Source organism: Nonomuraea sp. NPDC004702 (genome assembly GCF_053601695.1).
In genome coordinates, this window is record NZ_JBSGCE010000020.1 from 131,908 (window position 1) to 148,748 (window position 16,841).

Here is a 16,841-nt window from a genome sequence, read left to right on the forward strand (position 1 = left end):
GATGGCGGGAGACGGAGGGAAGTTGGGCCGTGCCCGAGGCCGTGACTGATTTGTGAAACTCCCCTTTGTCCACAGGGCGACAGGCGCCTGTGGACAGAAGGTCGGCAGGCGCTTCAGACGGCCGCTGAGGCGCGAGTACATGTCCGGACATGGGAGGGGCCGCACGACGCCTCTCGGGGCCGCCACGGCGTCCTCAGGCTTTGGCGAGAGGCAATGGCGGTCTCCGGGGCGAGAAGCAAAAAGACCGGAGTCCGCTGGAATGCGGACCCCGGCCTTACTTGCGAACTACGAACTACAGGTCAGATAGCACGGACCTGGGAGGCCTGCGGCCCCTTCTGTCCCTGCGTGATCTCGAACTCGACCCGCTGGCCGTCTTCAAGGCTGCGGTAGCCGTTGCCGACGATCTCGGAGAAGTGCACGAACACGTCCGGCGCACCGCCGTCCGGGGCGATGAAGCCGAAGCCCTTCTCAGCGTTGAACCACTTGACGGTTCCCTGAGCCATAAAAGCTCTCCCTCAGGATGTGAATCTATGGGACCCACACCTCGTGGATCCCGGTGTGTCGTACAGCAGGCACCCGGGGTGGCTCAGACAAAGTCATGCTGGTTTTCACTACGGGATCAGCTAATACAACGCCATCACATCTAACACCATTCTGGCGCGTTGGTGTTCCCGTCCCTACGAAGATTTCTGTCAGGCGGCATCACCGGGCAAACTGGAACCTGTTATGCAGAGCCTTGCACCGCCGCGCCTAGTGGCCACCGACCTCGACGGCACCGCCCTGCGCGCCGACGGAACCGTGTCTCCCCGGACGGCTGCGGCCTTCGCGAAAGTCGAGGAATCCGGGGCCGCGCTCGTCTTCGTGACCGGACGGCCGCCCAGGTGGATGAGGGAGGTCGCGGGCGCCGTACGGCACCGTGGCCTGGCCGTATGCGCCAACGGCGCACTGATCTACGATCTCCATACCGAACGGATAGTGGAATCTCACCTCATCGACGCCCACGTACTGGGGGAAGTCGTCGCTCAGCTACGAGCGAACGTGTCCGGTCTCGTATTTTCGGTCGAGTATGAAGGCGGTTTTGCGCATGAGTCCGATTTCCGGCTCGGTGGTCTGGATCGCAAGGGTGTCGGAGTTGTCCGGATTGACCGAGACGCGCTGACCGCCCGGCCCTGCGCCAAGTTGCTCGCCCTCCATCCCGAGATGGGCGCCGACGAGCTGCACGCGACCGTGCACGACCTGGTGGGCCACCTGGTGACCGCGACCCACTCCAGCCACGGCGGCCTGGTCGAGATGAGCGCCCAGGGCGTGACGAAGGCCACGGCGCTGGCCACGCTCGCCGGGCGGCACGAGATCAAGCCGGCCCACGTGGTCGCCTTCGGCGACATGCCGAACGACCTGCCCATGCTGAGCTGGGCAGGTACGTCGTACGCCGTCGCGAACGCCCACCCCGACGTGCTGGCGGCGGTCGATCACGTGACCGCGTCCAACGACGAGGACGGCGTCGCTCAGGTGCTGGAACGGCTCTACAGGTAGGGGCCCGACCCGCTCGGCGGCCGGTGGCCCTCGTCACCCGGCACGCCGGGCAGCGCCCTGCGCATCTGCTCCAACTGGGCCCTGGCCGCCATCTGCTGGGCGAACAGGGTGGTCTGGATACCGTGGAACAAACCCTCCAACCAGCCCACGAGCTGGGCGTGCGCGATGCGCAGCTCGGCCTCGCTGGGGGGCGTGCCGTTGTCGTCGGTGAACGGGAGCGACAGCCGTTCCAGCTCGTCGACCAGCTCCGGCGCCAAACCGTCCTCAAGCTCCTTGATGGAGGACTCGTGGATCTCCTTCAAGCGCTTGCGGCTGGCCTCGTCGAGGGGGGCGGCGCGCACCTCCTCCAGGAGCTGCCTGATCATGCTGCCGATGCGCATCACCTTGGCGGGCTGCTCGACCAGGTTGGTGACCGAGCGCTCTTCATCACCGCTATCGCCCTGACCTTGGAAGTCGGGGCCCACCACCACGATGTGAGGGGTGTTGTTGTCCTCAGCATTCATAACACTCACCGTACTAGCAGGATCTTGCCGACGTGCTCTCCCGAATCCAACATTCGGTGTGCATCGGCTGCCTCTGCCATGGGCACGCTCGCGTAGATCACCGGACGTACGGCACCCGCTTCCACCAGCGGCCAGACGTTGTCCACGACGCTCCGGACGATGACGCCCTTCTCGTCGACCGGACGGGCGCGCAACGTGGTGCCGTGGACGGAGGCCCGCTTGGTCAGCAGCGCGCCGAGATCGAGCTCGGCCCTTCCGCCGCCCTGGAGGCCGATGATCACCAGCCGGCCGCCGGTGCGCAGCGCCCGGACGTTGGCCGCCAGGTACTTGGCGCCCATGATGTCGAGGATGACGTCGGCCTCCACCCGGTCGGCGAAGTCCTCCTCGCGGTAGTTGACGACCTCGTCCGCGCCCAGCTTCCTGACCTGCTCGGCCTTCGCCTCGGACCCGACCGTGGCCGCCACCCGCGAGCCGAGCGCCTTGGCGAGCTGCACCGCGAACGTGCCGATGCCGCTGGCCCCGCCGTGCACCAGCAGGGTCTCGCCGCGCCGCAGCCGGCCGACCATGAACACGTTCGACCACACCGTGCACGCCACCTCGGGCAGCCCCGCCGCCTCCGCCAGCGGCACGCCCTGCGGCGCCGGCATGACCTGCTGCCAGGGCGCCGCCACGCGCTCGGCGTAACCGCCGCCGGCCAGCAGCGCGCACACCTCGTCGCCGGCCTTGAACTGCTCGACGTCCGCCCCCACCGCGGCCACCACGCCCGACACCTCCAGCCCCGGGTACAGGGGCGCGCCGGGCGGCGGGTCGTAGAAGCCCATCCGCTGGTGGACGTCGGCGCGGTTCACCGCCGAGGCCACCACGTCGATGAGCACGTCGCCGCGTCCGACGGCCGGATCGGGCACCTCACGCCATTCCAGGACCTCTGGTCCACCCGGCTCGGTGATCTCAATGGCTCGCATGCGATCCACGGTAGCCGGGCAAAGAAGTTGTGGGTTGCCGGGCTGCGCGGGAACGCGTGGCGTTAACCTGCAAAGTATTTGCTGCCCCTTTAGACCCACCCGAGGGGGAACACGGTGGCAAGACACGATCGAGAAGAATCTCTCGAGGAACAGCTGGCCTGGCTCGACGCGATCAAGGAGACGGAGGAGACGCCCGTCTCCGTCGGAGCCTCGTCCGCGTCGGCGGACGAGCCGGTCGCTTCGCCGTACCCCAAGGACCCGTGGCTGCTCGTGCCCACGCCGCACGACACGCCGACGCCGCCGCTGTTCCGCGCCGCCGTCGACTCCGTTTACGGCCACGCGGCGGCCGAGGATCTGCCCGCGGCCGAGAGCGAGGCAGGGGAGTGGCTGGACAGGGCCGCCACGCAGGAGAGCGGCAGGGGGCAGGAAGGCGGCAGGGGGCAGGAGAGTGTGGCAGGCGAGCCGGCCGTGCCGCCGGTGAGTCTCGGCCGGTCGGAGGACCCTTTCCTGGCGCCGCTCAAGCCGTTGCCGCGTCCTGACGACACCGACAGCTACTCCTTGACGTTCACGCCGCCCGAGCGGGCGGGGAGCGGGGAGAAGGACACCGAGCAGGGCCGGGAGCAGGGCGAGAGGCCGAGCCAGGAGCAGGGCGAGGAGCCGGTCGGGGACCAGGGACGGCAGCAGGGCCGCCAGCAGGGCGAGGAGCAGGCGCGCGAGAGCGAGGAGCCGGGCTGGCCGTCGCTCGGCGACTGGTCGCGGCCCGCCGAGCAGTCGAACGAGACGCAGCCGATGATCACCGAGCTGCCCGAGGCGTTCGACCTGCCGTCCCGCACCGAGTCGCCCAAGGCGTTCGACCTGCCGTCCCGCACCGAGTCGCCCGGGGCGTTCGACGTGCCGCCCCGTACCGACGCGGCCAGGGTGTTCGACGAGCCCGCCCCGATCGAAGCCGCCGAGCCCGCCCCCGTCGAGCCGCCGCGGGGGTTCGAGGAGCCCGTCCGCCGAGAGGAGCCGGTCCGCGCGGAGGAGCCCGTACGCAGGGAGCCCGTACGCGGGGAGCCCGTACGCAGGGAGGCGGTCGAGGAGGCGGCGGCCGACGAGCGGCCCCGCTGGGACGAGCGGCCGCAGTGGTCCGACACCTCCTTCCGCGAGGGCCGCCCGCAGCGGCCCGACCTCGCGCACGGCGAGGCCCCCGCCCCCCAGGACGCCGCGCGGGACGAGCGCCCGCAGTGGAGCGACCGCCAGGAGTGGCGGCCGGCCGAGCGGGAGATCCCGCCGCCGCACGAGCGCCGGCGGCGTCCGGCGCCCATCCCCGTGTTCACCGCGCCGCAGCGCCCGCCGCTCACCGGCAGGCCGACCGCCGACAGCCTCGACCCGGAGTCGTTGCTGCGCGGCAGGCGCAACGCGCCCTCGAAGGGCTGGCGGCGGCTGGTCTACAAGGCGTCCGGCGGCTGGATCAAGCCGGGCGAGGCGCCGGAGGTGCGCCGCCGCCGCGAGCTGGTGACCAGGGCGCGCACCCCCGTGACCACCGGCCACCACCGGGTGGCGGTGCTGAGCCTGAAGGGCGGCGTGGGCAAGACCACGACGACGGTCGGGCTCGGCGCGACGCTCGCGCAGATGCGCGGCGACCGCGTCATCGCCGTGGACGCCAACCCCGACCGGGGCACGCTGTCCGACAAGCTGGTGCTGGAGACCTCCGCCACCGTGCGCGACCTGCTCAACGAGCGTGACCAGGTCAAGCGGTACGTCGACATCAGGGCGTTCACCTCGCAGGCGCCCTCGCGGCTGGAGGTGCTGGCCTCCGACCGCGACCCGTCGGTGTCGGAGGCGTTCAGCGGCGCCGACTACCAGGCCGTCTCCCAGGTGCTGGAGAACTTCTACTCCATCTGCATCACCGACTGCGGCACCGGCCTGCTCCACTCCGCCATGGGCGGCGTGCTCGGGCTCGCCGACCAGATCGTGCTGGTCAGCAGCCCTTCCGTGGACGGCGCCAGGGCGGCCTCGGCCACTCTCGACTGGCTGGAGGCCCACCACTACGCCGACCTGGTGAAGAACGCGACCGTGGTGCTGTGCAGCGTCCGGCCGCGGTCGAAGTCGGCGGTGGACATCAGAAAGCTGGAGGCCCATTTCGCGGCCAGGTGCCGCGCGGTGATCAGGGTGCCGTACGACCCGCACCTGGAGGAGGGCGCGGAGATCGACCTCGACCGGCTCCAGGAGGCGACCAGGGAGGCCTACCTGCAGCTCGCCGCCAGTGTGGGCGACGGGTTCGCGGGTGTGCGCGAGTGAGCGGAGGGTGTGGGATTCGAACCCACGAGGCCATCGCTGACCTGGCCGCTTTCAAGGCGGCTGCACTCGTCCACTATGCGAACCCTCCTGTGCGGACACCACGATAGCGGCTGTGGTGGCAGGGGTGTACGTTCAGGAGGTGGCGGATCTCGGCGTCGAGGTGGAGCGTGGTCCCGGCGACACGACGGTGCGCCTGGCCGGAGACCTCGACAAGGTCACGGCGCCCCTGCTGAGGCAGCGGCTGGCCGGGCTGACCGCCGAAGGGCTCGTGCACCTCGCGATCGACGCCCACCACCTCGACTTCTGCGACTCCAGCGGCCTGTGGACGCTGGTGGAGCACCAGCGCGCGGTCGCCGGGCACGGCGGCTCGTTACGCCTGTTCGGCGTGCACGGCGTGCTGCGACGGGTGCTCGACGTGACCGGGCTGACGGCCGCCTTCGACGAGGTGCTCCCTGTTTAGCAGTGCCGCCCGTTCAGCGGCCCAGTTGTGACAGGAGCCAGCGGGGGCCCTCGGTCTCGGCGCCCAGTTCGGCGACCCGTCCCCGGAGCCCGCGGTCGGCCGTGACGACGAGCACCCGCTCCCACGGCTTGGCCCGGGCCACGACGTCGACGATCGCGTCGTCGCCGCTGCCCGTCGCCGCGACGACCTGCAGCCCGGGGATCTCGGGGGTGCTCCTGGCCGCGCCCTCCACCACCGCGACCACCCGCGGGAACCACTGCGACAACACCGGGTGGAACAGCCTGAGCTCCGCCACGTCGGTGAGCAGGCGGGTGGCCGCGCCCAGCCGGTCGTTCCACCAGCCGTGCTCGGCCCGCGCGCCGATGATGTTGGCGACGTCGAGCACGATCGTCTCGGGACGGATGGCGGCCTGGACGCGGTCCCAGGTCGCGGCGAAGCCGGGATGCAGCTTGCGGCCGGCCACCTCGGGCAGCGGCAGCCAGCGCAGGTCGGTGCTCTCGCTGTTGGCGGGCTTGGCCGGCACCAGCTCGGCGGACTCGGCGATCACCGTCTCGAAGCTCCAGCCGCCGTGGTCGTCGAGGTAGACGCCCTGGACACGGAACCCGTCGCCGCCGAGGGCGGCCTCCTCGCGGGCCTCGCGCAGCGCGCTGGTGACGGCGTCCTCGTGGCTGTCGCGGGCGCCGCCGAGCAGCCCCCAGGTGCCGCCGTGGTGGCTCCACAAGGAGCGTTCCTGCATGAGCACGTGGGGCACGCCGAGCGGGTCATGGTGGACGAGCAGCAGGCCCGACGCTCCGTGAATGCCCCAATGTCTGTGTCCGAGCCCGCATTCGGCCCAGCCGTCGCCGTCCTTAGCCGCCATGAGGGATTGTCTCAGCCTCCGCCCTTACTGAAATGCTGCAGGTCCTTGGCGCCCGTCCAGTAGCCGCCCCACTCCCATCCGACGTCGGCGAAGGCCCTTACGACCTTGTCTCCAGGGTTTACCACACCTTTACCCTTCATTGGGCGCTCGGTGTACCTCTTGGCATTTTGGTGCGCTGTGCCACCGCTTGCAGTGACATATGGGTTCTCGCGTGGATTGATGTCAATCGCTTGGCCGTACGCGTGGTTCGACCAATTGCTGGAGCCGGTCGCGCGACGGCAGTTGAATGCCGAGGTGTTGTCGGCCTCGATGGAGGCGAAGTCGTCGCCTTTGTAGACGTCGACGAGCTTCATCTGCCGGATGGGCCAGCGCCAGTCGTACAGCTTGCGGAAGACGGTCTCGATGTCGTCGGTGACCGTCTTGCGGACGACGAGCTCGCCGGTGTGCGGCTTGTCGTCGAAGCCCCAGAACGACATGGTGACCAGCCGCAGGTCCTGGTAGGACACCGGGCAACCGGGCCGCCACGAGTACGGCAGCCGCTCGCGCGACACCTTTGTGACCTTCGAGGTGAACGGCGGCGGAGCCGTCGGGCTCGGCTCGCTGGTGGGCGAGGTCGTGGGCGACGTCGTCCCGGACGCGGGCGCGGAGGGCGTGGGCGTGGCGCCGGACGAGGCGACGGGCTCCTGCCCTGCGCACGAAACGGACGTGAGCACCACGAACGCGATGGCGGCGGTACGTTTCATCTGGCCACCATATGCGACGTCATGCCAGGTCAGGGGACTATCAGCACGGTACGGCGAGCCCGTTTCGCCAGGCCGACGGCCACCGAGCCGCCCAGGGCGTGCCAGGAGGAACGCGACCTGCCGACCACGATGGCGTCGGCCCGGTAGGAGCCGGCGAGCGCCTCCAGCTCGCGGGCGGTGTCCCCGCGGACGCTGACGAACTGCCAGGGCACGCCGGCGCCCTTCAGCTCGTCCCGGAGGTCGTCGGTGAGGTCGGCCGCGCTGTCCGGGATGACCGGGGAGCCGGCGAAGAACCACAACGTGGTGCTGTTGATCGGCTCCACGAAGACGACGAGCAGCGCGGCGGCGTCCCGCCGGGCCAGGCCGGCCGCGTACGCGAGCGCGTTGCGGCTGGGGTCCGACCCGTCGAAGCCGACGACCAGCAGCCCGGCGCCGTCCTTGCCGATCTCGAACTGCCCAGCCGGGAGCCGGCCTTCCAGCGGCTCCCAGCCGGGGTCTGTGCTACCGCCGAACACGGCAGGACTCGCGTCAGGCGTCCGCGTGCTTGCCGCGGCGGGCCAGCTCGCGCAGTGAGTCGGCGGCGTAGATCACCAGGGCGACGAACGAGACCGCGGCGAGTCCGCCGCCGACCCACAGGTCGTTGACGGTCGCGTCCGTGTACCCGGCGCCCCGGGGCTGGTAGCCGACCGCGAACGGCGCGGCGACCAGCCACAGCCCGGTCAGGAACAGCAGGACGAGGGCGGCAATGCCCAGCTTGGCCTTCATCGGGACTCCTCCAGACCCACCAGGGTGGTCCTGCCGTTCTGACGGTGCTCACCGCCGCGGCTCGGGTTGTGCATGTCCTCGCGCAGCGCCTCCACGAGCGGGGCGAGCAGGCTCGCCAGCTCGGCCGAGGACGCCTGCGGCGCGGCGGGCACGGGCTCGGGCTCTGGCTCCGGCTGCACGCGCTGCTTGACGGTCACCAGCCCGCGGACCACGAGCTCTTCGTAGATGGCCAGGACGAAGCCGACGACGCCCACGAGACCGAAGACGGTCACGCCCAGGCCCGAGAAGAACTCGGTCGTGGTGGGGTCGGTCCAGTCGGCGTTCTCGGGCTGCGTGCCGAGGGCGAAGGGGGCGATCATCAGCCACAGGCCGGCCATGACCGCCAGGGCGGCCGCTACGGCGCCCACGAACTTGCGAATCATTGTGAGACTCCTCCGGATACGAGGTCTTGCTGCGCCGGCGTGGCCTGCGCGATGAGGGCGCGCGAGGTGGGCCGGAGCACGTTTTGTGCGACCGCCCAGGCGCGTTCGCGCTCGGGGCGGCCGTCGGGCGGCGCCATCCTGGCGACCGCGGAGAGCAGCGCGGACGGCTGGCCGTTCGAGCGCTCGACGCGCTGGGCGATGAGCTCCAGGAGCAGCCCGGCCAGGACGAGGTCGTCCTTGCCGAGGGGCTTGGGGCCGGCCGGCATCGTGGTGCCGCGCAGTGGCAGCTCCTTCAGGAACAGCGCCGCGACGAACCCGAGCAGGGCGATCGGCACGCCGACCATGAACACCGTCTCCAGGGCCCGGGTGAAGGACTCCAGGATGATGCCCTTGATCGGCTCGGGCAGGTGCTGGATGGCGGCGGGGCTGCCCAGCTTCTGCCCGGTGCTGGGCAGGTGGAGGCGGGCCTGGGCCACCAGGTCGGCGAACTCGCTCGCCTGCCGGTTGGTCAGGATCGCGCCGAAGCCCGCGACGCCCATCGCGCCGCCGAGCGAGCGGAAGAACGAGACGCCGGCCGTGGTCGAGGCCATGTCACGCAGCTCGGAGCCGTTCTGGGCGGCCAGGATGAGCATCTGCATGGACAGGCCGAGGCCGATGCCCAGGACGCCCACGTCGAAGCCGATGAGCCATTCGCTGGAGTCGACGTGCAGCCGGGAGAGCAGGAACAGGCCGACGGCCACGATCACCAGACCGGCGACCGGGAAGATCTTCCACTTGCCGGTGTTCGTGACGATCTTGCCGGAGATCACGCCCGCCAGGAACAGCGCCACCACCATGGGCAGCGTCATCAGACCCGACTTCGTCGGGCTCAGGCCCTTGACGATCTGCAGGTACTGCGGAAGGTAGATCATCGCGCCGAACATGGCCATGCCGACGAACAGCGAGGCCGCGCTGGTGAGCACGAACGTGCGGTTCCTGAACAGCCGCGGGGGCAGGATCGGGTTGCGGGCCGTACGCTCGGCCAGCACCGCCAGGGCCAGCATGAGCAGGGCGAACGCGGCCAGGAAGTAGGTCCAGAACGAGTTCCACTCGAACTCGTTGCCGCCCAGCGTCAGCAGCAGCATCAGCGAGGCCGCGCTGGCCGTGATGGTGGTCGCGCCCCAGATGTCGATCGAGGTGTTCCGCTTGACCTTGGGCAGCCGCAGCACCTTCTGCACCACCGCGAACGCGACGATGGCGAACGGCACCACGACGTAGAAGCACCAGCGCCAGCCGAGCCAGTCGGTGTCCACGATGAACCCGCCGAGCAGCGGCCCGGCGACGGTGGAGATCCCGAAGACGGCCCCCATGTAACCGGAGTACCGGCCGCGCTCGCGCGGCGAGACGATGTCTCCCAGGATCACCTGCGCAAGTGCCGACAAACCACCCACGCCCAGGCCCTGCACGGCACGCGCCGCGATGAGCTGTCCCATGTTCTGCGACAGACCGGCCACCAGTGAAGCCGCCACGAACAGACCGAGAGCGGTCTGGAAGAGCAGTTTCCGTCCGAACAGGTCGGACAGCTTGCCCCACAACGGCGTCGAGACCGTCATCGTCAGCATGGTGGCGCTGGCCACCCATGAGTACTGGTCCTGACCGCCGAGTTCCCCCACGATCGTCGGCAACGCGGTGCCCACCACGGAAGTGGAGATCATCGACGTCAGCATGGCGAGCATGAGCCCGGACATGACTTCGAGGATCTCGCGGTGGGTGTACTGCCTTCGGGCGGGGGGCGCGGCCTGTGCCTGGGCTACCAAGACACCACATCCCCTTCGTACGCACTTATCCAATGTTGAGTATACGCATGTTTACTAGCCGCGCGGCAAGTGACTTTATTCCTGAGTAGAGTTCGGAACATGGACGCCCCGACGACGGACGCCCGGCCCCGCGGACGCGAGGCCACCCGGCAGCGCATCCTTGACGCGGCCCGCGTGCTGTTCGGCGAGCACGGATACGAGCAGGTCACCGTCCGCATGATCGCCGCGGCCGCGGAGGCCAACATCGCCCTGGTCGGCCGCTATTTCGGCTCCAAAGCCGGGCTCTTCGGCGCGGTGCTCGAAGGCGAGCCCACGTTCGTCGCCCTGCTGGCCGGCGATCACGGGAGCCTGCCGCGACGCCTGGCCGAATACGCCGCCGAGCGCATGCACCACGACCCCGAGAGCCCGGTGCTGCGCACCCTCGAACGTTCGGCCGCCCATCCGGAGATCCAGGACGTCGTGCGCGAGCGCCTGCGCACGTCCATCCTCGATCCGCTGGCCGCGCAGCTCGACGGGGCCGACGTCCAGGCGCGGGCCAGGATGGCGACGGCGGTCTTCCTGGGCATCGGCGCGATGCGCCGCCGGCTGGGCCCGGAGCAGCCCACGGCGGCCGATGTCGACCGGTTGACCGCGGTGTTCGAGGCGTGCCTGGCGGAGTGAAACTTTCATCGCCCTGACCGGCCGTGGCCTGGGGAAAGCCGGTCGGCAGCGGTCGGATGTCTTTCTGCGGCCGGGCGGGCTCCCTACGATCCGGAGAGAGCCGTGGGAGCGCTCCCACTCCCACTCTACGGACGGAGTAACCTCATGTCTCGCAGAAGGCCCGTGCTCGCGGCGCTCGTCGCCGCCACCGCCGTGGCCGCGGCGGGGGCGGTCGTCCTCGCCTCGTCCACCGCCCAGGCCGCCGACTCCGCTTTCTACCTCGATCCCCAGACGAACGCCGCCAAATGGGTCGCCGCCAACCCGGGCGACAGCCGTACGCCGGTGATCAGGGACCGGATCGCCGCCGTCCCCCAGGGCCGGTGGTTCGCCAGCTACAACCCCGCGACCGTGCGCGGCCAGGTGGACTCCTACGTGGGGGCCGCCGCCGCGGCGGGCAAGATCCCGATCGTCGTCGTGTACGACATGCCCAACCGCGACTGCGGCGGCGCGAGCGCGGGCGGGGCGCCCGACCACGCGTCCTACCGGGCGTGGATCGACCAGATCGCGGCCGGTCTGGGCGGGCGGGCGGCGACCGTCGTCCTCGAACCGGACGCGCTGGCCATCATGACGAACTGCATGAACGCCGCGCAGCAGGCCGAGGTGAAGGCGTCCATGGCGTACGCGGGCAAGAAGTTCAAGGCGACGTCGTCGCAGGTCAAGGTGTACTTCGACATCGGCCATGACGCCTGGCTGTCGCCGTCGGAGGCCGCGTCCAGGCTCAACGGCGCCGACGTCGGGGGCAGCGCCGACGGCATCGCGCTCAACACCTCCAACTACCGCGCGACGCCGGGACTGGTGTCGTACGCCAAGAGCGTCATCGCGGCGACCGGCGTGTCCAGGCTGAAGGCGGTCATCGACACCAGCCGCAACGGCAACGGCCCGGCGGGCAGCGAGTGGTGCGACCCCGCCGGCCGGGCCACGGGCATCTGGAGCACCACGAACACGGGTGACGCGGCGATCGACGCCTACCTGTGGGTCAAGCCGCCGGGCGAGGCCGACGGCTGCATCGCGGGGGCCGGGCAGTTCGTGCCGCAGCGGGCGTACGACCTGGCCATGGCCGCGCCCTCGCCCACCGCGAGCCCGACCGTGACGCCCACGGTGACCCCGACCGTGACCCCGACGGTCACGCCCACCGTCACCCCCACCACCGGCCCGGCCGGCTGCTCGGCCGCCTACAAGGTGACCAGCCAGTGGCAGGGCGGCTTCCAGGGCGAGGTCACCGTGAAGAACACCGGCTCGGCGCCGACCACCGGCTGGAAGGTCCAGTGGACGTTCCCCGGCGGCCAGACGATCAGCCAGCTCTGGAACGGCACCCTGTCCGGCAACGCCACCGTGACGAACCTGAGCTGGAACGGCGCCCTGGCCGGCGGCGCGACGACCACGTTCGGCTTCCTCGCCAACGGCGACGCCGCGACCAGCACCCCGCCCGCCCTCACCTGCACCGCGTCCTGACGCCTCCCGGGCGCCCCCCGCACGGGGGCGCCCGGGGAACAAGCCCGGGAAGCAGCCCGGAAACCAGCCCGGGAAATAAGCGGAGAGCCATTACGGTTGCACTGCCCGATGGCCACCGTCCAGGCGAAAGGGCTCGTTCCCCATGACTGTTCCACTCTCCATCCTTGATCTGGCGCACATCGGCGACGGAGAGACGGCGAGCGAGAGTCTGGCCGCGAGCGTGGGTCTGGCCCAGCGGGCCGAAGAACTGGGATACCACCGCATCTGGTACGCCGAGCACCACAACATGCCGAGCATCGCCTCCTCGGCCACCAGCGTGCTCATCGCCCATGTAGCCGCTCACACCAGGACGATCCGCCTCGGAGCGGGCGGCATCATGCTGCCCAACCACTCCCCGCTGACCATCGCCGAGCAGTTCGGCACCCTGGAGACCCTCCACCCCGGACGCATCGACCTCGGCCTCGGCCGCGCCCCCGGCAGCGACCAGCCCACCATGCGCGCCCTGAGGCGCACCCCGGGCGCCGCCGACACCTTCCCCCAGGACGTCCTCGAACTCCAGGGATTCCTGACCGGCGAGTCCCGCATCCCCGGTGTGGACGCCACGCCGGGCAAGGGCACGAACGTGCCGCTGTACATCCTCGGCTCGTCGTTGTTCGGCGCCCAGCTCGCCGCCGCGCTCGGGCTGCCGTACGCGTTCGCCTCGCACTTCGCGCCCGACGCGCTGGAGGAGGCCGTGGCGCTCTACCGGCGCGAGTTCAAGCCGTCCGAGCAGCTCGCCGAGCCGTACGTGATCGCCGGGGTGAACGTGATCGCCGCCGACACCCGCGAGGAGGCGCAGGAGCAGCTGCTGACGGCCAAGCGGTACCGGGTGAGCCGGTTCCTCGGGCGCGGGCGCACGTTCACGCCGGAGGAGGCCGACATGGTGCTCGAATCGCCGGCCGGGCAGCAGATCCTGCGGATGATGCAGTACTCGGCCGTTGGCACGCCCGGCGAGGTGGAGGACTATCTCACCCGCTTCGCCGCGCACGCGCAGGCCGACGAGCTGATCGTGGTCTCCTCGGCGCCCGACAGGAAGGCGTGGCTGCGCTCGATCGAGCTGCTGGCCGCCGCCCACGGCCTGGCCCGCGACGCCTCCTAGTCGGCCGAGTGCTGCGGCCGCAGCAGATGCGGCCCGGTCAGGTCGGACGGCGGCGCCGGTGACAACCCCGCGTCCACGAGCTGGGAGCGCAACGCGAGAACCGTGCGTTCCAGTGCCCGGATCTGGGCCTGCAAGCGGCGGATCTGGTCGCGCATCGCCACCGAGCTGCTCTGCTCGTTGACCAGCTCCGCGCCGAGCTGGCTGGCCTGGCCCTGCATCCGGGTCATCTGCTTCTCCATCTGCGCCAGGGCGTCCTCGTAGATCGTCTTGGCGCGGATGAAGGCCTCGGCGTCGACCTTCGAGCGTTCGACCTCGGCCTGGTGCTCGACCTGGAGCAGCGCGCTCTGCTGGGACTTCTTGCTGGCGTCCGTCGCCGAGCGGAAGGCGAGGTAGGCCACGCCGAGCGGCACGATGCCGACGCCGAGCTGGACCAGGATGTCACTCAGAGCGGACATGGCGGCCCCCCAATGGACGGATCACCCCTGTGTAGGTGACGCCGTCGTCGCTGTGCCAGGCGTTGACCGTCAGCGCGATCGGGAACTCGCTGCCGTCGCGGTGGAGGCCGACCAGCGGGATGATCCGGCCGGCCAGGTCGGAGTGGCCGTCGGAGAGCACCCGGGCGAGCCCGTCGGTGTGCGGGTCGCGGAAGCGCGGCGGCATCAGGATCGTCAGCGACCTGCCGACCGCCTCGTCGGTGTCCCAGCCGAACAGGGCCTCGGCCTGCGGGTTCCACGACTGGATCGTGCCCGAGGCGTCGGCCACGATGACGGCCGTCGAGGACGCCGCGCGGCCGCCCGGCAGGCGGCCCAGCACGACCGCCTCGGGCCAGGTGGCGATCAGCGCGATCCAGCCGCCGAAGGCCAGCCAGACCGCCCCGCCGACCCAGCCCCGCGGGTTGTCGCCGGTGAAGGTCGAGATCAGATAGATCAGCCCGTACGTGAGGAGCAGCGCGGTCGCGGCGGCGAAGGCCACCCGGTCGGACCGCATGAACGCCTGCGCCAGGCAGAGCATACCGAGCGCGCACCAGACCGCCGCCCAGGCGGGCAACGGCGCGACGACGGCCAGCGAGGCGTAGCCGGGCGTGCCGCGCTGGTTGCCCGGCACGAACGCCAGCGAGGCCGCGATGGCCAGGCTCAGCAGGCCCACGAACGTCAAGGAGGCGCCCCGCCTCCCGACGCGGCGGAGGACGCGGGTGAGGGTACGGCGAAGCGGCGGCGTACCGACAACGTGTCCATTACTCACAGTCGTCAGATTAATGCATTTAGTTATCGTCCGATGAGATTACCGTGCTGGTTCGCCCGGCGTGGCGGCCGTACGGGAAACACCGGGGAAACGCCGTGACCGGTTGCATGCCTTTCCTGGACCTGTCCGAGAAGAGGTGCGCATGAGTGGAGCCGGATCCGCGAGGCCGTCGCGGCGGACGACGTTGGGCCTGCTCGGGGCGGTGCCCCTGGCGGCCGGTGGCGGGCTGACGCCTGCCGAGGGCGGGGTGGCCGCCTATGACCGTCATCTCCGTTCGCTGGCCGAGCAGGACAAGTTCTCCGGGACGGCGCTGCTGGCCCGTCGCGGGCGTCCGGTGCTGGCCCGTTCGTACGGGATGGCGGACAAGGAACGGTCGATCCGCAATCGGACCGACACCGTGTACTGCCTGGCGTCGGCGTCCAAGCCGTTCACCGGGCTGGCGGTCGTGCAGCTCGCCCAGCAGGGCAGGCTCAGGTTCTACGAGAAGCTGGGCACGTACCTGGACGGCTTCCCCGACGAGGTCGCCAGGCACGTCACCGTGCACCAGCTGCTCACCCACAGCTCCGGGCTGCCGGACTTCACTGTCCAGGACCCGGACGACGTCAAGGTGGTCACCCACAGCGTCGAGGAGCAGACCCGGTTCATCAGGACGCGGACCCGCCTGCTCAAGCCCGTCTACACCCCCGGCACCGACAAGACCTACAGCAGCTCCGGCTACGAGATCCTCGGCGAGCTCGTCGCCACGCTCTCCGGGCTGCCCTTCCACGAGTACGTGCGGCGCAACATCTTCGTCCCCGCCGGGATGACCCGCTCCGCCTACTACACCCGGACGGACTGGCTCAACGACGCACGCATCGCCCATCCGTACATCTACCAGTCGGACGGCTCGCGGGTGGACGGCGTCCGCCACCTGGAGGCGGGGGCCGTGCTGAACGGCGGGCCGGGCACCAACGCCGCCCGCGCCTTCATCGGCTCCGGCGGCGGCAGCGGCTTCTCCACGGCCCCCGACCTGGTGCGCTTCGCGCTCGCGCTGCAACGCGACAAGCTGCTGAACCACGCCTACACCCAGCTCTACCTGAGCCCCAAGGTCTCCGGCCCGCCCCTCGCCGGCCCCGGCCCCGCGCCCGCGGCGGAGGCGTTCCAGGCGTACGGGCCGGTCGCCGGGATCACGGGCGACCAGCGGCACGTCAGCCACGGGGGCGGCATCGCGGGCGGCAACACGAACTGGTCGATCTACCTCGACAGCGACTGGGTCGGGGTCATCCTGTGCAACTACGACCTCGACATCCAGGCCATCATCCGCCAGGAGAGAAACGCCGTCCTGGGCGCCTGACCGCCTCGGGTTCCGGGCCAGGAACTCGACCGTCTACCGATTCGGCTCCGAGCGCTAGCCGGTCCCGCACGCGGTCAGGAGGCGGGTGAGGGTCTGGTCGGGGGTGTCCGCGTCGGTGTGCAGGACGGTCGTGGCCAGGGTGCGGTTGCCCGGGTCGCGCACCCATTCCGCGAGGAAGTCGTGGCCGTCGGCGCTGATCCAGTCGGTCTGCTTCGTGGCCAGGCTGCGCCGCCGCAGGACCCGGACGGATCGTTCCTCGTCCGGACAGGGCAGCACCAGCACCACGTGCTCGACGGCGGCGAGGGCGGCCCGGACGCGCCGGAACAGCTCCGGCCGCGTGTAGTGGCTGTGGCCGGCCCCGAGGGCGATGATCGCGTCCGGGTGGTCGGCCACCGCGCGTTCCACGGCATGGGCGCGGGCCGGCTCCCACTCCCGTTCGGCCGCGACCCGGCCGACGGCCCGGATCCGGGAGCGTAGCCGGTCCATGTCCCAGCCCACCTCGGCGTAGTAGTCGGCGCCGATCGCGTCGATGTCGACGAAGCGCCGGCCCGTCGCCGCGGCCATGCCCTCGCCCAGGGTGCTCTTGCCCGCCGCGGCGGGACCGATGAGGATCATCCACGGCGATTCACGCATCCGTACATTCTCCTCGGC

At 70.6% G+C, this 16,841-nt stretch carries 19 protein-coding genes and 1 tRNA gene; 7 read left to right on the top strand and 13 right to left on the bottom strand.

The window, feature by feature from the left end:
* Positions 1-299: 299 nt before the first annotated feature.
* Positions 300-503 (bottom strand): cold-shock protein, encoded by a 204-nt coding sequence (locus ACWEJ6_RS25175; protein WP_043619750.1) that lies wholly within the window; start codon positions 501-503, stop codon positions 300-302.
* A gap of 250 nt (positions 504-753) precedes the next feature.
* Between ACWEJ6_RS25175 and ACWEJ6_RS25180 the strand changes: the two genes are divergently transcribed.
* Positions 754-1,533 carry an HAD family hydrolase gene (locus ACWEJ6_RS25180; protein ID WP_397212740.1) on the top strand — a complete coding sequence of 260 codons (780 nt, stop codon included), beginning with the start codon at positions 754-756 and terminating at the stop codon, positions 1,531-1,533.
* Here the strand turns inward: ACWEJ6_RS25180 and ACWEJ6_RS25185 are convergent.
* On the bottom strand, positions 1,524-2,036 hold the full coding sequence (locus ACWEJ6_RS25185) for a bacterial proteasome activator family protein (protein WP_352318235.1): 513 nt from the start codon (positions 2,034-2,036) through the stop codon (positions 1,524-1,526). The two genes, ACWEJ6_RS25180 and ACWEJ6_RS25185, sit on opposite strands and share 10 nt — an antisense overlap.
* Positions 2,037-2,041: 5 nt before the next feature.
* Entirely contained in the window at positions 2,042-2,998 is a 957-nt protein-coding gene (locus ACWEJ6_RS25190) for an NAD(P)H-quinone oxidoreductase (RefSeq protein ID WP_452426559.1), read from the bottom strand.
* Positions 2,999-3,112: 114 nt separating this feature from the next.
* Here ACWEJ6_RS25190 and ACWEJ6_RS25195 point away from each other — a divergent pair, with 114 nt between their 5' ends.
* A complete protein-coding gene (locus ACWEJ6_RS25195; RefSeq protein ID WP_452426561.1) occupies positions 3,113-5,281 on the top strand; it encodes a nucleotide-binding protein in 2,169 nt (722 codons plus the stop codon).
* Between the two features lies 1 nt (position 5,282).
* Here the strand turns inward: ACWEJ6_RS25195 and ACWEJ6_RS25200 are convergent.
* Positions 5,283-5,369: transfer RNA gene (locus tag ACWEJ6_RS25200), tRNA-Ser, on the bottom strand.
* Positions 5,370-5,405: 36 nt separating this feature from the next.
* Between ACWEJ6_RS25200 and ACWEJ6_RS25205 the strand changes: the two genes are divergently transcribed.
* Positions 5,406-5,741, top strand: a complete 336-nt coding sequence (locus ACWEJ6_RS25205) for an STAS domain-containing protein (RefSeq protein WP_387672082.1) — start codon at positions 5,406-5,408, stop codon at positions 5,739-5,741.
* A gap of 13 nt (positions 5,742-5,754) precedes the next feature.
* On the opposite strand, the gene ACWEJ6_RS25210 is transcribed toward ACWEJ6_RS25205, so the two are convergent.
* From ACWEJ6_RS25210 to ACWEJ6_RS25235, 6 genes are read right to left on the bottom strand one after another with little or no spacing between them, the layout of a single operon-like run.
* The gene (locus tag ACWEJ6_RS25210; protein WP_452426563.1) at positions 5,755-6,600 is read right to left on the bottom strand and encodes an NUDIX hydrolase; all 846 of its coding nucleotides are present in this window, start codon (positions 6,598-6,600) and stop codon (positions 5,755-5,757) included.
* 11 nt (positions 6,601-6,611) lie between these two features.
* Entirely contained in the window at positions 6,612-7,343 is a 732-nt protein-coding gene (locus tag ACWEJ6_RS25215) for a M15 family metallopeptidase (protein ID WP_387672088.1), read from the bottom strand.
* Positions 7,344-7,372: 29 nt separating this feature from the next.
* Positions 7,373-7,858, bottom strand: coding sequence for a universal stress protein (locus ACWEJ6_RS25220; RefSeq protein WP_387672091.1), 486 nt, complete (start codon positions 7,856-7,858; stop codon positions 7,373-7,375).
* Between the two features lie 13 nt (positions 7,859-7,871).
* A complete protein-coding gene (locus ACWEJ6_RS25225) occupies positions 7,872-8,108 on the bottom strand; it encodes a hypothetical protein (RefSeq protein ID WP_387672093.1) in 237 nt (78 codons plus the stop codon).
* The gene (locus ACWEJ6_RS25230) at positions 8,105-8,530 is read right to left on the bottom strand and encodes a hypothetical protein (protein ID WP_452426566.1); all 426 of its coding nucleotides are present in this window, start codon (positions 8,528-8,530) and stop codon (positions 8,105-8,107) included. The genes ACWEJ6_RS25225 and ACWEJ6_RS25230 overlap by 4 nt, the downstream gene beginning before the upstream one ends.
* A complete protein-coding gene (locus tag ACWEJ6_RS25235) occupies positions 8,527-10,326 on the bottom strand; it encodes an MDR family MFS transporter (protein ID WP_387672099.1) in 1,800 nt (599 codons plus the stop codon). Before ACWEJ6_RS25235 ends, ACWEJ6_RS25230 begins: the two co-directional genes overlap by 4 nt.
* A gap of 99 nt (positions 10,327-10,425) precedes the next feature.
* On the opposite strand from ACWEJ6_RS25235, the gene ACWEJ6_RS25240 reads away from it, so the two are divergent.
* From ACWEJ6_RS25240 to ACWEJ6_RS25250, 3 genes are all read left to right on the top strand, one after another.
* Positions 10,426-10,986, top strand: coding sequence for a TetR/AcrR family transcriptional regulator (locus ACWEJ6_RS25240; RefSeq protein ID WP_452426568.1), 561 nt, complete (start codon positions 10,426-10,428; stop codon positions 10,984-10,986).
* 144 nt (positions 10,987-11,130) lie between these two features.
* Positions 11,131-12,477 carry a glycoside hydrolase family 6 protein gene (locus ACWEJ6_RS25245; protein WP_387672105.1) on the top strand — a complete coding sequence of 449 codons (1,347 nt, stop codon included), beginning with the start codon at positions 11,131-11,133 and terminating at the stop codon, positions 12,475-12,477.
* A gap of 142 nt (positions 12,478-12,619) precedes the next feature.
* Complete coding sequence (locus ACWEJ6_RS25250) at positions 12,620-13,615, top strand: LLM class flavin-dependent oxidoreductase (RefSeq protein WP_452426571.1); 996 nt, start codon at positions 12,620-12,622, stop codon at positions 13,613-13,615.
* Here the strand turns inward: ACWEJ6_RS25250 and ACWEJ6_RS25255 are convergent.
* Positions 13,612-14,070 carry a hypothetical protein gene (locus tag ACWEJ6_RS25255; RefSeq protein ID WP_387672111.1) on the bottom strand — a complete coding sequence of 153 codons (459 nt, stop codon included), beginning with the start codon at positions 14,068-14,070 and terminating at the stop codon, positions 13,612-13,614. The two genes, ACWEJ6_RS25250 and ACWEJ6_RS25255, sit on opposite strands and share 4 nt — an antisense overlap.
* Positions 14,054-14,761: a PAS domain S-box protein gene (locus tag ACWEJ6_RS25260; RefSeq protein WP_387672213.1), complete on the bottom strand. Its 708-nt coding sequence runs from the start codon at positions 14,759-14,761 to the stop codon at positions 14,054-14,056. The genes ACWEJ6_RS25255 and ACWEJ6_RS25260 overlap by 17 nt, the downstream gene beginning before the upstream one ends.
* A gap of 238 nt (positions 14,762-14,999) precedes the next feature.
* On the opposite strand from ACWEJ6_RS25260, the gene ACWEJ6_RS25265 reads away from it, so the two are divergent.
* Positions 15,000-16,190, top strand: a complete 1,191-nt coding sequence (locus tag ACWEJ6_RS25265; RefSeq protein ID WP_452426573.1) for a serine hydrolase domain-containing protein — start codon at positions 15,000-15,002, stop codon at positions 16,188-16,190.
* Positions 16,191-16,244: 54 nt separating this feature from the next.
* Here ACWEJ6_RS25265 and ACWEJ6_RS25270 read toward each other — a convergent pair whose 3' ends face one another.
* On the bottom strand, positions 16,245-16,823 hold the full coding sequence (locus ACWEJ6_RS25270; protein WP_452426575.1) for a shikimate kinase: 579 nt from the start codon (positions 16,821-16,823) through the stop codon (positions 16,245-16,247).
* Between the last annotated feature and the right edge of the window lie 18 nt (positions 16,824-16,841).